Origin of the sequence: Pseudarthrobacter humi, from assembly GCF_024294965.1 — a bacterium.
Lineage (GTDB): Bacteria > Actinomycetota > Actinomycetes > Actinomycetales > Micrococcaceae > Arthrobacter > Arthrobacter humi.
The window spans coordinates 18,888-32,666 of sequence record NZ_JANCLV010000022.1; the positions used below are offsets into that span (position 1 = coordinate 18,888).

At 63.4% G+C, this 13,779-nt stretch carries 13 protein-coding genes and 2 pseudogenes; 10 read left to right on the forward strand and 5 right to left on the reverse strand.

Annotation, left to right across the window (positions count from 1 at the left end; translation table 11 throughout):
* Nucleotides 1-45: 45 nt before the first annotated feature.
* Nucleotides 46-1,281, forward strand: a complete 1,236-nt coding sequence (locus tag NFC73_RS19675; RefSeq protein WP_254753014.1) for a tyrosine-type recombinase/integrase — start codon at nt 46-48, stop codon at nt 1,279-1,281.
* Complete coding sequence (locus NFC73_RS19680) at nt 1,268-3,721, forward strand: tyrosine-type recombinase/integrase (RefSeq protein ID WP_254753016.1); 2,454 nt, start codon at nt 1,268-1,270, stop codon at nt 3,719-3,721. The genes NFC73_RS19675 and NFC73_RS19680 overlap by 14 nt, the downstream gene beginning before the upstream one ends.
* A gap of 431 nt (nt 3,722-4,152) precedes the next feature.
* Here NFC73_RS19680 and NFC73_RS19685 read toward each other — a convergent pair whose 3' ends face one another.
* Nucleotides 4,153-4,806, reverse strand: a complete 654-nt coding sequence (locus tag NFC73_RS19685; protein WP_254753018.1) for a response regulator — start codon at nt 4,804-4,806, stop codon at nt 4,153-4,155.
* 4 nt (nt 4,807-4,810) lie between these two features.
* Nucleotides 4,811-5,830 (reverse strand): HAMP domain-containing sensor histidine kinase, encoded by a 1,020-nt coding sequence (locus tag NFC73_RS19690; RefSeq protein WP_254753020.1) that lies wholly within the window; start codon nt 5,828-5,830, stop codon nt 4,811-4,813.
* Between the two features lie 169 nt (nt 5,831-5,999).
* Here NFC73_RS19690 and NFC73_RS19695 point away from each other — a divergent pair, with 169 nt between their 5' ends.
* From NFC73_RS19695 to nhaA, 5 genes are all read left to right on the forward strand, one after another.
* Nucleotides 6,000-6,272 (forward strand): cation:proton antiporter regulatory subunit, encoded by a 273-nt coding sequence (locus NFC73_RS19695; protein ID WP_254753023.1) that lies wholly within the window; start codon nt 6,000-6,002, stop codon nt 6,270-6,272.
* Between the two features lie 120 nt (nt 6,273-6,392).
* A complete protein-coding gene (locus NFC73_RS19700) occupies nt 6,393-7,877 on the forward strand; it encodes a DUF1538 domain-containing protein (RefSeq protein WP_254753025.1) in 1,485 nt (494 codons plus the stop codon).
* Nucleotides 7,874-8,224, forward strand: a complete 351-nt coding sequence (locus NFC73_RS19705) for a P-II family nitrogen regulator (protein WP_254753027.1) — start codon at nt 7,874-7,876, stop codon at nt 8,222-8,224. Before NFC73_RS19700 ends, NFC73_RS19705 begins: the two co-directional genes overlap by 4 nt.
* A gap of 31 nt (nt 8,225-8,255) precedes the next feature.
* Nucleotides 8,256-8,645: a CBS domain-containing protein gene (locus tag NFC73_RS19710; protein ID WP_254753029.1), complete on the forward strand. Its 390-nt coding sequence runs from the start codon at nt 8,256-8,258 to the stop codon at nt 8,643-8,645.
* Nucleotides 8,646-8,719: 74 nt separating this feature from the next.
* Nucleotides 8,720-10,138, forward strand: a complete 1,419-nt coding sequence (gene nhaA / locus NFC73_RS19715; protein WP_254753031.1) for a Na+/H+ antiporter NhaA — start codon at nt 8,720-8,722, stop codon at nt 10,136-10,138.
* On the opposite strand, the pseudogene NFC73_RS19720 reads toward nhaA, so the two are convergent.
* The 3 genes and pseudogenes from NFC73_RS19720 to NFC73_RS19730 all read right to left on the reverse strand — a co-directional run.
* Nucleotides 10,135-10,647: pseudogene (locus tag NFC73_RS19720) on the reverse strand (integrase core domain-containing protein); the annotation flags it as partial. The gene nhaA and the pseudogene NFC73_RS19720 sit on opposite strands and share 4 nt — an antisense overlap.
* 7 nt (nt 10,648-10,654) lie before the next feature.
* The gene (locus NFC73_RS19725; protein WP_254753033.1) at nt 10,655-11,722 is read right to left on the reverse strand and encodes an IS110 family RNA-guided transposase; all 1,068 of its coding nucleotides are present in this window, start codon (nt 11,720-11,722) and stop codon (nt 10,655-10,657) included.
* A 297-nt stretch (nt 11,723-12,019) separates the two neighbouring features.
* A pseudogene (locus NFC73_RS19730) lies at nt 12,020-12,475 on the reverse strand (leucine zipper domain-containing protein); the annotation flags it as partial.
* 136 nt (nt 12,476-12,611) lie between these two features.
* Here NFC73_RS19730 and NFC73_RS19735 point away from each other — a divergent pair.
* The 3 genes from NFC73_RS19735 to NFC73_RS19745 all read left to right on the forward strand — a co-directional run bounded on the left by NFC73_RS19735 (nt 12,612) and on the right by NFC73_RS19745 (nt 13,771).
* Nucleotides 12,612-13,013 (forward strand): hypothetical protein, encoded by a 402-nt coding sequence (locus tag NFC73_RS19735; protein ID WP_254753035.1) that lies wholly within the window; start codon nt 12,612-12,614, stop codon nt 13,011-13,013.
* Between the two features lie 187 nt (nt 13,014-13,200).
* Entirely contained in the window at nt 13,201-13,533 is a 333-nt protein-coding gene (locus NFC73_RS19740) for a hypothetical protein (protein WP_248761335.1), read from the forward strand.
* Nucleotides 13,514-13,771, forward strand: coding sequence for a hypothetical protein (locus tag NFC73_RS19745; RefSeq protein WP_308292701.1), 258 nt, complete (start codon nt 13,514-13,516; stop codon nt 13,769-13,771). Before NFC73_RS19740 ends, NFC73_RS19745 begins: the two co-directional genes overlap by 20 nt.
* Nucleotides 13,772-13,779 lie beyond the last annotated feature (8 nt).

The window sequence follows — 13,779 nt, forward strand, 5'->3', positions numbered from 1 at the left end:
TGGGAGCAGGGCTATCTCCGCTGCAACCACCAAAGGTGATCTCGGATGTCAGAGCAATGGTCAGATTTCGATAGTCGGCGCGGGCTGCGCGATGGGTCTGTTGAGCTTTCCAGGGTTGGCCGCGTTGGGCAGGGACCCGGTCCGTACGAGCCCTATCTCCTTTACGATCCAAACGGCGAGGTGGTGTCGGAGGTCAGCACCTGGATACGGGACCTCGCCGTTGCTGATCTGAGTCCCCGCACAATGCGCTCGTACTGCTACGCAGCCCTGATGTGGTTTCGGGTCCTGTGGACTGTTCATGTTTCCTGGGATCGCGCCACGGAGGCGGAAACGGCGGCATTGGTCGGCTGGTTCATGGTCGCCCCCAACCCGCAGCGCAGGCGGTCCTCGGGGCTGCCAGGTGGAGTCAATATCAAGACCGGGAAACCCCATCTCAATGCCGGATACGGGGCAGCTACGGTCAACCTGACCCTGGCCGCGGTGCGAAACTTCTATGAGTTCCACGCCCGGTGGTCCCGCGGTCCTGTGTTGAATCCTGTTCCGGCGTCTGCGCATCGCCGCAAGGCGCTCTCGCATCGCAGTCCCTTGGAAATGAAGCAGCCCTTTCGTCGGGCGCCTTACCGTCGCCGCGCCAGTCACGCGCTGCCCCGGTCGATCCCCGACGGGCAGTGGGTAGAGCTTTTCGGGTCGATGACTTGTGACCGGGACCGGGCACTGCTTGAGTGCTTTGTCTCTTCAGGTGCAAGGGCCGAAGAGCTCCTGGGCGCCCGGACCAGTGACATCGACTGGGCGAACCAGCGCTTGTCTGTAATCTCGAAGGGCACCAGGGAGAGACGATGGGTTCCGTTGTCACCTGAGGCGATGACATGGCTAGGACGGTATCTGGGATCCAGCAAAGTAGATCCCGACGATCCTTTGTGGCGGACGCTTCGCGGCCCTCAGAGGCCGTTGAGCTATTCCGCCGCGAGGCGCATCGTGCAGCGCGCGAATGCGGCTGCGGAGACGAATTGGACGTTGCACGATCTCCGTCACACCGCCTCCATCCGCATGGTCAACAGCGGTGTGCTGACGTTGCCCGAGGTCCAGGTCGTGCTTGGGCACGCTGACCTGCACACCACCAGCCGCTACGCGGTGCCCAGGGCTGAAGAAGTCATCGCCAAGATGCAGGAGTTCCACGCCCGTGCACACCAGCCGTCGCCGGGTTACAGCCCGGGCTACGCGGCCGAGGACATCAACGCCGTGTTTGGTGCACGGAAGCGGACCGACGATGTCCAGGGCTAGTGTTGCCACCACGGGTATTTGGTCCCGTCGAGAACTTGCCGACGACGAAGTTCCGCCCGCTTTACGGCACATCGGTGGACAGGGCACCATGGTCAGCCCGGTGGCCGCGCCTCGGAACCTGCCGTTGCCTCTGGGAGATCTCAGCAAGGCATCCATTGCCGAGCTGCAAACCGCCGCGTGCACCCTTCTTCCGCGTTCACCGGTCATGCTGGACAAGCGCCGAAGGTCCATCCGGAAGGTCGCAGAACACCTGTCGAGTTTCGAAGGAAGCACGTGGCAGGAACGTTGGGACGCCAGTGGCTGGGACACTTCCGCGGAGCGACTTGCCTCGTTGAATCCTCCCCCAACCAAGAGCTGGACCATGACCAGCGGACTGACCTGGTTGGTGGCCATGCGCGTCATTGTCCCGTCTGTGCGGACATTGCACCGTGACGTGGTCGCCGATTTCTCGATGATCTTCCGCGAATGCCAGCAAGACCGACTCTTGGATCAGATCGCAGACCGCATCCGGGACACTCCAACGACGGACACACAAAAGCACCGCGCACTTACCGAACTTTCCTACGTTCTAGCCAGCCAGGGAATCCCCGCCTACGATTTGAGCCCCGGCGCCTTAGTCCACTTCCAGCACGAGCTGCGGGCCGTTCGAAAGAAGGGCAACTACGACCGGCAAATTGCCGGCCTGATCTGGGAAGTGCTCCATTCCATGGGAAGGTTCCCGGAAGGGACACCGGCCACCATCCGGGCAGCCAGACGCGGCGGCCCACGAACGGTGGAGGAGTTCGTCGACTACCACGGGGTCAAGAACGCCGGGGTGCGGCAGCTGCTCATCGACTACATCAACCAGCGCGCTGCCCTGGGCATGGACCATTCGACCCTCCGCGGCCTGACAGGGCACCTGGTACGCAATTTCTGGTGCGTGATCGAGCACGTAAACCCAGGCCAGCAGAACCTTCACCTGACCGAGAAAACTTACGAGGCCTGGCGGCAGGAAGTCGACACCATCCAAACCCCTGACGGACCCAGGCTCCGGCAGGGCATTTGGGACTTGCTGATCGCCGTGCGGGCCCTGTATCTGGATCTTCAGGCTTGGTCGCTGGAGGACCCCCCGAGGTGGGGACCATGGGCCACGAAGTGTCCCATCCCACCGATCGCTTCCCGCGGCTACAAGGCAGGCCGCCGTCGGATGGCCGAGCGCATTGCCGACCGCACCAGGGCACGCCAACCCCTCCTGGACCTGCTCGTCAAACATGTCACGTCGGAAAAGGAACGCCTGCACGCTTTTCGAGAAGCAGCCGCCGGTTCCCTGGACGATGACAGTTTCGACTTTGGCGGGGACCGCTACACGCACATGACCCACCGCAAACCTCAAAGGGCACCGGCCAAGGGCCCCAGGGAGCGTCGCGGAATTGAATTTGAAGCTCCTCCCGAACCGGAACGGCAGTTGTGGGTGTTCGGCCCCACGGGGAAGAAGATCAACATCACCGACCAGGAAGAACGCGCGTTCTGGACCTGGGCGGCCATCGAAATTCTCCGGCTCACCGGGATCCGCCACGAGGAACTGCTCGAGCTCAGTCACCTGTCCATCAGGCAATACCGCCGACCCAACGGCGAAATCGTAGGTCTCTTGGTGATCACACCGTCAAAAACTGACAGGGAAAGAGTCATTCCCATGTCGCCCGAGCTGCTGCATGTCATCGCCGAGATGATCCGCCGGCACAAGGAAAATCTAGGGACCATCCCCTTGATTCGCCGTTGGGACCCACACGAGCGGGAACACAGCGAGCCGCTTCCCTTCCTTTTCCAGCATTCCAGCGGGCCGCTGCGCGGAGTGTTCAGCACCAGCCGGATCGCAAAACTCCTGCGTGCAGCCTGCACCGCGGCCGCCGAAGACCGGCCCGAATTCGAAGGGCTTGCATTCACCCCACACGACTTCAGACGGATCTTCGCGACCGACCTGGTCAACAACGGCCTTCCGATCCACATCGGAGCCGCCCTGTTGGGGCACGCGAACCTGCAGACCACCAGGGGCTACGTTGCCGTGTTCGATGAAGAGGTCGTTCGGCACTACCAGATGCACCTAGCCAACCGCAGGGCGATGCGCCCGGACCATGAATACGCCCGCGTCACCGATGCCGAGTGGCAAGAGTTCGAGGAGCATTTTGATAAACGCAAAGTTGAACTGGGCACCTGCGGCCGCCCCTACGGCACGCCATGCGCGCACGAACACGCCTGCGTGCGCTGCCCCATGCTCCACATTGAACCCCGAATGATTCTTCGCTTGGACGAATTGGAAGCCGACCTGATCGCTAGAAGGGAGCGAGCTGAAACAGAAGGGTGGAAAGGCGAGGTCGACGGGCTGGAACTTACCTTGGGACACCTGCGTGATAAACGTGACCGCGCCATCCGGCTGCGGAAGCAGACAACGGCCCCGCTCTAACCATGAAGCTAACTCCTCAAATCCGTGCAGGAAGGACGGTCTGTGGCCGTTAGCTGAACCCTCTGCGGGACAGCTTCAGCGTTTTCCCGGATAAGAATTGGCATAGTCGTAGCTGCGTGAATTACAGCGATAAATGGCGGTCTTTTCGCAGCGCTGATGTCACCCTCGCTGACCTTCAGCTGATCCTTCAATGGTAAAGAACGCGGCCCGCCCCGGCAGACATATCAGCAGCAGTCTGCTCCTGCCGGCTGTCTTGAAACACCAGGGTTCGAGGCGTAGAGGTTTCGAGCCCCGAATCGGACCAGGAGGGAGTCGGCAACCCTCCGACGGAACCTGTACCGGGAACGAAAGGACTGTCAGTCCAGATTGAACCGGCTGGCCTGCCTCACCTGCCCATTCCGAAGTGATTTCCTGGATATCGTCGGCTTCTCTTACGGCTCGATGAGTCCGGTGCGGATGGCAAACCGTGTGAGGTCCAGCCGGTCGCGCAGCCCCAGCTTCTGCAGGACATTGGCCCGGTGGCGATCGACGGTCTTGACGCTGATCCTGAGGATGTCGGCGATCTCCTTGGCGGAGTTGCCTTCTGCAATGAGCTTTGTAATCTGCTCCTCGCGGGACGTGAGGATGCTGTCCGGCATCCGGTCACCGCGGCGGTCGCGCTCCAGATAGTCACGGATAAGAGCGGTGACCGCGCCGGGGTAGAGGAATGATTCCCCGCGCATCGCTGCGCGGCACGCCTCGATGAGGTCGCGGTCCGCGACCGACTTGAGCACGTAACCCGAGGCCCCGGCTCGCAGCGCCTCGAAGAAGTACTGCTCGTTGTCGTACATGGACAGGATGAGGATTCGAACGTCGGGCGCACTCCGCGATATCTCACGCGCTGCCTGGATCCCGGTCATTTGAGGCATCGCGATGTCGAGAACAGCGAGGTCCACCCCGCCTGCCTTCGCAGCGGCTACAGCCTCTGTGCCGTCGGCTGCCTCCGCCACGACGGTGAGATCGGGCTCGGCGTCGAGGATCATCCGCAGGCCCCGGCGGACCAGGGCGTGATCGTCGGCGAGCAGGATGCGCGTGGGTTCACCCATCGGTTCAGCTCCTCGCTCCGACGCCGGGAACGACGAGGCGAACGTCGGTCCCCCCGCTCGGCCGTGCGGCGACCGTCAGCTCGGCACCGATGAGCAGGGCTCGTTCACGCATCCCGCGGATGCCTGCGCCCTCGCGGAACTCGCCGCCCGTCCCGTCGTCGAGAATACGCAGCGTCAGCCCTTCCGGCGTCGAGGTGAGCGCGAAATCGACTCGTGTTGCGTGCGCGTGACGGGCGACGTTCGTGAGCGCCTCCTGCGCGATGCGGTAAAGCACCAGCTCGACCTCCCCGCTGAGGTCGGGAAGATCGTCATCGAGCTCCCAGACCACCGGGATCCCGCTCGAGCGGGAGAACTCCGAGCCCAACGAACTCAGCGCGCTCCGCAGGCCGAGGTCCGCGAGCACGCCCGGCCGCAGACGCTGAGCCACCTGGCGGACTTCCTCCAGGCTCGCGCGGACCGCCGCCTGGGCTACGAGGCTCTCCTCGCGCAACTCATCGGGAGACCGGTCGACGACCCGCTTGAGACTTAGGAGGGCGACGGTCAGGCTCTGGCCGATCTGGTCGTGCAGTTCCCGCGAGATCCGCTGACGTTCGCCCTCCTGCGCGGCCAGCGCGAGGGCGCTGCTGGCGCTGTTCTCCGCCTCCAACCGGTCAAGCATCTCGTTGAAGGTGCGGATGAGGTGCTCGAGGTCGCCGTTGCCGGCCTCGGGTGCCCGATCTCCACCGCGCCGCAGCAGGCCCACGCGGCGCATCACGGTCGTCAACGCGTCCAGCGGTGCCAGGCTGGCCCGGACCAGGGCGGCGTTCGCGGCGAGGATGAGGGCCAGCCCGATCAGCAGGACCGGTACCTCGGTGAGCAGGACGGGAGACGACACCGTCGCCGGGGAAAGCGCCAACACGAGCGTGCCTATCGCGAAGAGCAATCCGTTGATGATGAACAGTCGCCAGAACAGCAACTGTGCCGGTCCCTTCGGAGGCAGCCCGGCGGTCGCGCCGACAGCGCTGGTTTCGAGCGGAGTCCGCATCTGACTAGCCTTACGCGGCCGGCCTCCTTTGTCCATGAGGGCCCGCACCCACGGGCGGCGGATTGCCGGGCGCGCAGCGCACCGGAAATGGGTGTCAGGCCCCATGGCACCTCCCTGACTGCGGCGGGAGACTGGACCTACCCAAAGAACCGACGGAACGGAGGGCCCCATGGAGACCACCCACTCCACCGTGCCCGGCGCCGGCGTGCTGCACGACTGCCAGACCCGCGACGGCCAGCAATTCCGCATCCTCACCGCGCGTCCCGGCAGATGCGAAATCTTCATTTACGACCCGGCCGAGCCCGATCGCGCCGTGGCAAGGATCGTGCTGGAGGAGGACGAGGCCGACCAGGTCGCCGAGATCCTGCACAGCCAACCGATCACCGATCGCATCGCCGAACTTGAACGCCGGGTCGCCCGGCTCGCAGCAAGCGGGCGATGACAACCGTGGACCCGCGAGTGCCGTCCATTGACACACGAGCCTTGGTTGGTAGTTGTGACTGGGCTGGACCGGCAGACTGAGAAACCAGGTACTCGCAGGATCATTTCGGGGAAGGACCCGATGGAGCACCTCCGCCGATTCGCCCGCGAATTCCTTAAAGCGCTCAGGAACCTTCTGCCCATCGTGATCGTCGTTGTCCTGTTCCAACTGCTGGTGTTCCGCTCCATGCCCGATGACCCACTGGAGCTGGTGGCGGGGCTCCTGATCGTGGCTGTGGGCATTGCCCTGTTCCTGCATGGCCTGGATCTGAGTATCTTCCCGGTCGGCAAGAACCTGGCTAACCAGTTTGTCCGGAGCGGGGCCCTGGGGTTATTGCTGCCCTTTGGGTTTGCCATTGGCTTCGCTGCCTCCGTCGCGGAGCCAGCGGTGATCGCTGTCGCGGAGCAGGCCCAACTGGTCAGCGACGGTCGGATCAATGCACTGGTTCTGCGCTTCGTCATCGCTGTATCGGTGGGGCTGGTCCTGGTCCTGGGCGTCCTGCGGGTCCTGCGGGGCTGGGCGGTGTACAAACTGCTGATCGCTGGCTACGCAATGGCGCTGGGACTGACGTATATCGCCCCGCCGGAGATCATTGGGCTTGCCTACGATTCGGGCGGGGTCACCACCAACATTGTCAGTGTTCCGCTTATCGCGGCGATCGGTCTCGGTCTGGCGAATTCCATCAGGGGCCGCAGCCTGCTCGCCGACGGCTTTGGGCTGGTCGCGCTGTGCGTGATGGTTCCCATGATCGGGGTCCAGCTCTACGGCATCTGGGTCTACACCTTCGGCGGTGCCGGGCCGGCTCCGCCGGTCACCGACACCGGGGAGGACCCAACGGATTGGGTGGTCGGCATGATCCTTGGCCTCGCCTCGATGGTCCGGGAGGTCCTGCCTATTGTGGCCGTTGTCCTCTTCTTCCAATGGGTCGCTCTGCGGCGCAGGCTGCCCCACCCCATGCGGGTCGTCGTCGGATTCATCATGGTCCTGGTGGGACTGTATGCCTTCGTCGTGGGGCTCAAGCTCGGGCTGTTCCCGCTCGGCACCCTCATGGCGGAGCAGCTGATCGAACAGGGAGTCCCGGCCCTGATCCTGCTCTTCGCGCTGCTCATCGGCTTTGCCGTCACCATGGCCGAACCTGCCTTGGTGGCCATCGGAGAACAGGCGCAGGATGCATCTCCGGGCAAGATCAGCGCGTTCGCGGTCCGGGTCATTGTCGCCGTTGGTGTCGCCCTCGGGATCGGTTTTGGCGTCTACCGCATTCTGGTGGGAGGGCCGTTCCACTACTTCATCATGGCCGCCTACGCCGTCGCGATCGTGCTCGTGTTCTTCGCCCCGAAATACATCATCGCGCTGGCCTTCGACCTCGGCGGGGTGACGACGTCGGAGGTCACAGTGCCGCTGGTGACCGCCCTCGGGATCGGCCTTGCGGCAGCCGTGGAGGGACGGAACGTGCTGATCGACGGGTTTGGCCTGATCGCGTACGCCTCCATATTTCCTGTCATCTCGGTCATGGCGTATGCCATGGTGATGGAGAGATTTCCCCGCCTAAGGAGGGAACCGGCATGAAATTCACAGCAGTTATCGTTATCGCCCCGGACGAGCTTGAAGACAAGGTGATTGAACACGCCCAGCGGGCCGGCGCCACGGGGGTGACCATTTTGCCGGGCAAGGGCATCGGGGGCGAGGCCAGGAAGACGTTTTTCGGGCTCACCTTCGAAGGGACGCAGTCCGTGCTGCTGATGGTCGTGGGAACGCACCTGACCGCACCGATCCTGAAGGAACTGCACCAGGTACTGGTGAGGGGGACCGAATCCCGGGGCCTTGCCTTCGCGATCCCGATCGAGCACCTGACCGGGATCGATATGCGGCAGGTGGTCAGGTTCGAGGAGCATCTGCGCCGCGACGGCGCCTGAGCCGGTCCAGTACTTTACGAGGAGGAAGAAGATGCTCACTGTCAAAGATGTCATGGTCTCCGAGGTCGTCACGATCTCCCCTTACAGCACACTGCGGGAGGCACTGTCGACGATGAAGGAGCGCCAGGTGAAGAGCCTGGTGGTGGAACGGCAGCACGCCCACGACGCCTACGGCATGCTGAGCTACAGAGAACTCCTGGACACCGTCGTTGCCCAGGAAGGGGATGTGGACCTCCTGAACGTCTATGACGCCGCCACCATCCCCGCGATCACCGTAAACCAGCAGCTGTCGGTGCGTCAGGCGGCGGCCCTGATGAGCCGCTACCGCCTCAGCCGGTTGGTGGTGGTGGAGGGCAACCAGCTCGTCGGGCTGCTGGCTATGAATGACATCCTCGCCCGGCTCATGGAGGAACTAACGTGACATTCACCCGGCTGCGCTGACCGCTACGTCGGCGATGGACATTGTCTTGTCGGGACTACTCGAGGACGCACCGAATGGACCAGAACTCCCCGGATGCCCGCCCCCGCTTCTTCCTGCTCGGAGGGGGAAGTTCTTCTGAGTTGCTGCGCATCGGTTCTATCCTGCGCAAAGAGACTGTCGGTGGCGCGCTGCTCGTGGCAGCTGCGATCATCGCGCTGATCTGGGCAAACTCCTCGCTGTCTGCCGGCTACTTCCAGCTGAGGGACTTCCGGGTCGGATACGAACCGTGGCATCTGGAGCTCAGCCTGGGCGAGTGGGCGTCGGACGGTCTGCTGGCCATCTTCTTTTTCCTCGTCGGCCTTGAACTTAAGCGGGAGTTCCTGATCGGGGATCTGCGCGAGCCCAGCAAGTCGGTCGTGCCCGTTGCCGCTGCCGCCGGTGGGGTCACTGTTCCCGCCATCATCTATTCCATGGTCAACCTGACCAGTCCCGAAACGCTGAGGGGATGGGCAATCCCAACAGCGACGGACATCGCCTTCGCCGTCGCAGTTCTGGCCCTGATCGGGTCGCACCTGCCGGGCGCGTTGCGGATTTTCCTCCTGACACTCGCCGTGGTTGATGACCTGATCGCCATTGGCATCATCGCGCTCTTCTACTCGCAAGACATTCGTCCGGCACCGCTGCTGCTGGTGCTTCTCGCCTTGGGCTCCTACACCCTTCTTGCGCACAGGTACCGGCGGTTCTTTACTACACGGGCAGCGGCCTGGCTGATCCTGCTTCCCCTGGGCGCTGCAGCCTGGGTGCTGGTCCACAATTCAGGCATTCACGCAACTGTTGCAGGAGTCATCCTGGGCTTCGCCGTCCCGCTCGCGAGCTCCCAGTGCGGACCGCAGCCCGGTGGCGGGTTAGCCGAGATCCTGGAGCACCGGCTCCGCCCCGTTTCAGCTGGTATCGCCGTGCCGGTGTTTGCCTTCTTTGCCGCCGGTGTCCAGGTGGGCGGCCGGGACGGGATCGGATCCCTGTTCTCGAACCCGGTAACCCTCGGGATCATCATCGCCCTGGTGGTGGGCAAGCCAGTCGGAATTCTCGGAACGGTCTGGCTCCTGACCAAGGCCACCAGGGCCAGACTGGACCGCTCCATCAAGTGGATCGATATTTTCGGGGTTTCGCTCCTCGGCGGGATCGGCTTCACCGTTTCCCTGCTGGTCGCGGAACTCAGCTTCGGCCACGGCAACTACTACAGTGACCAGGCGACGACAGGGATCCTGGCGGCGTCCCTCATCGCCTCACTGCTGGCCGCTGCAGTCCTGCTGCCCAGGAACCGGCACTACCGACGCACCAACCCCCCGGCCTGCCAGCGCGGCCGGCCCAGGCTCCGGAGAGTCTTCGCATTCGGCTGCATGAACTGGCACGGCACGCAGCGGGCCTCGCACCGTGCCAGGCCGGCCCGTGTCTCGGAAAGACTTCGGCGTCTAGCTGTACCCGGCCATTAGGTTAGTGACACTCGCGTGATCGGGGTGCCTTTGATGGCGGCGTGGATGCGTTCAGTGTTGTAGTAGTTCAGCCACGGGTCAAGTGCCGCAGCTCGTTCGATGTTGCTGGTAAATGGCTTGGCGTAGGCCCATTCGGCTGCCAGGGTCCGGTTGAAACGCTCGATCTTGCCGTTGGTCCACGGGCAGTGAGGTTTTATGAACCGCTGTTCGGCGCCGAGCTGTGCCGCAGCGGCCTTGAAAGCGGCGGACTTCCGGTAGGCGAAGGCGTTGTCGGTGATGATGCGTTCGATTGTCCTGATGCCCTGCGCTTTGAAGAACCGGGCGGCTCGGAGGAGGAATGCCGCCGCGGTCGGGCCTTTCTCGTCCGGGTGGATTTCGGCGTAGGCCAGGCGGGTGTGGTCATCGATGGCGGCGTGGATGTAGTCGAATCCAATGCCGCGCCCGCGGACCTTCTCCGAGCGGCCATGGGCCCGCCAGCCCCCGCCGTCAGGGATCCTTCCGACTCTTCTATGTCTGTCAAGCGGCATTCGTGGTGAAGGAGGCGTTGAGCGTGCGGTGTACGCGTCGGGCCAGGTAGCGCTTGATGCATCGGCGGATTTCCCTGTTGGTGCGGCCTTCTGCCCGCCGCTTCTCGACGTATTTGCGGGTTTCAGGATCGTGGGCCATTTTGGTTAGTGCGACCATGTGGAGGGCGCGGTTCAGGCTTCTGTCTCCCCCTCGGTTCAGTCGGTGGCGGACGGTGTTTCCGGAGGAAGCAGGGATGGGGTTGACGCCGGCCAGGGAGGCGTAGGCGGCCTCGTTTCGAACCCGTCCGTGGTGAGACCAGGTGGTGAGGCAGGTTGCTGCAGTGACGGGCCCAAAACCCATTTCCTGAAGCAGCGGCGCGGCCTCGCTGATCTGTACCAGTTCGGTCAGTTGCTTCTCATTGGCTTTGAGCTGGTCATCTAGTTCGAGGACACGCTTGGCCAGGCGTACCGCCTCGGCGCGAGCAATGGTTAGGGAGAGCTCCTCCTCGCGCGAACGCCACCGCGAGACGTCAGTGATCTGCTCGCCTGAAAGAGGCTTCCGTGCGTCAAGTCCCAAAACGTGTGTGCGCAGCAGTGCGGTGAGCGCGTTAACCGACCGGGTCCGCTCGGTGCTCATGGCGTCGCGTACCGTGATCAGAATGCTCAGGGCTTGACGGACCCCGTCGTTCACTCTGGGCCGGCGCAGCTTCTCCAGTGGCAGCGACAGCGCGGCCGCAGCGATCTGGCGGGCGTCCAAGGCATCGGACTTCCCAACGCCGCGGCGCTTCTTCGCATCCATGCGTGGCGCCTCGGCCACCGGAAAGCCCTCGGCTGCAACAGTACCGGCAAGGACTGCCCCGTACGATCCGGCGCCTTCGATGACCCAGAGCGTGTCAGCGTCTGCCTCCGTTCGGCGGGCTACCCAGGCGATGGCCCTACTAATGCCGACAGACGTCGTTGGGAAGTCCCGAGTATCAATCAGCTCGCCGGTCCCAGCGGCGAGGATCGCGTAAACATGATTCCGGGCGTGGGTATCAACCCCCACGACAAACGGATGGGAATGCGCGACGATGGACATGGCGGTACAGCACCTTTCCTCGGTGATGGACAGGGTCCGGCCGCTATTGGCCGGTACCGGTCCGGGTAGGGATCACATCGGAACAGCACTGTGACGAGTCACGCGCTCAAAGACGCGGACAATCTTCTGATCAAGTCACCGAAGTGGGCCGGACAGGTACCGGCCGACCACCCCGGCGGAAGGACAAGTCGGGCGAAAGACACTAATGGTCATAGTTTCTTTGAGTCACAACCACGAGGCGGACGGCCAGTACCATCCTGCCAGCCAGTCCCAGACCAGCTGCTGATAAGACTCACAGAGTTTCTTGACGTCCACATGGATCAGCTCTCCCGGGCGCTGGCGTTCGTAACGGACCGCCGTTGACCGTGTGGCCCGGATGAGGACACCGGTGACGGGGTCGCAGGAAGCAAGAGGTGGGAGGCCGCGTCGGGTGAGGATCCGCGAGATGGTTCGTTCGGGAACCCCGGTGGCACGGCTCAACCGCGCCGGCCCGCACTTGAACTCCGTCCTGGCGGCGATGACCGCGTCCTCCCGCTCAGCGCTGGTCTTGGACGGGGTCCGGTGAGGGCGGCTGGACCTGTCGAGAAGACCGGACTCAGCCTCCGCCCGGAACCGCTTCACCCAGCGGTGGGCGCATTGCCGGGAGACACCCAGTTCCTTCGCGACGTGGGCAACGGGCCGATGATCACCGATCACTCTTTCAACGAGAAGAAATCTCCCATGAAAGGTCAGACGGGCATTAGCGTGGGACATGAGGACCTCCGTGGCCGTGAAGATGTCAGATACCTCCACTAAGCCCCGGGGGCCCTCCTCACTTCAAGACAGATGTCACCAACGTCATGGCCAAGTACATCTAGCGCCTGCTCGCTTAGTGCAGATAAGGTTGAAGTTGAAACAGAAGAACGTTCTGGACGTTGTCTGCGCGGCCGTCATAGGACCCTTGACGCAGCCCCAAGCGATCATCGCGGGCTTGCCCATTGATGGGCAGCTGCGGATCGTCGGCCGCTCTACAGTCCTTTCAACACGGGCAGGGCGTGAGCTGGGCCGTCAGCTCCGCCCGGCGCAGCCCGGGCATCCATGGCCCGAAGAGATCAGCGAAGGCTCGCTGAACAGATTCAGTAAGGACAAAGGCCCGGTGCACCTGACGCTGGTAGAACCGCTCGTCGTTGAAGTGGCGGCCGACGTCGCGTGGTCCGGTAAGTCTTTCCGACACCCCTTGTCGATGGTCCGGGCCAGACCCGAGCTGGATCCCGCCGCCGTCGAACTCCCCACGCCCATCAAGGACCGGTAACCCCTGTAGATCGCCTTGGACGGGTTGTGCCCACTGGGGGCAGGTGGAGCCCTCCGCGCAGCTCAAAGCTGTCCCCATTGGCGTGCAACCCGTTCGTTGTCGGTGCCCGCCCTTATTCTGAACCTCTGCGGCCTTGGTGGCCGCATTTTTGGAGTGTCGATTCGAATATATGTTCTAAGGTTGTGTTATGGGACCGGAACAAGCCAGTGCGTTGCAGGCGCAGTATGCGCGGCGTGCCGGCCCGATCGGGCTGACCGTGGAAGAGCTCGATTTCGAGCATTTCCCGGCCAAGAACGGGTTCCCGGGGATCCCGGTGAAGGCGTGGATCCGGTTCCCGAACTGCGCGGAGCTGGTAGACGGCGAGGTGTACGCCTGGACGGCGAAAGCCGCGGAAGTGACGTGGAAGGACGGTCCGGTGACCTATCGGACCTGGGTGTGGAGTTCGGCGGTAACCCGCCGGGAAGAAATGATGAACAGGAATTTGGGAGAACGGACCAGCCGTGACAGTAACAGCAAGTGAAACAGCCCTGGACATCCCCGTGGATGTCCGGTTCACCCCTGCCGGGCACCCCCTGGCGGTGAGGTATAACGGCCGCATATGGGCCGTTATGGCCAATCCGGTGCACTGGTTCGGCCGGGAGTCCTGGTGGGACACCAGACGCACGGCAGCCGTGGGAAGCGGTGACTTGGTGAGCGTCGAATACTGGCGGGTCCAGGTTGGCCTTATCTGCCCTCAAGTGGGGTTCACAGCGATGTAGGTTCTGCA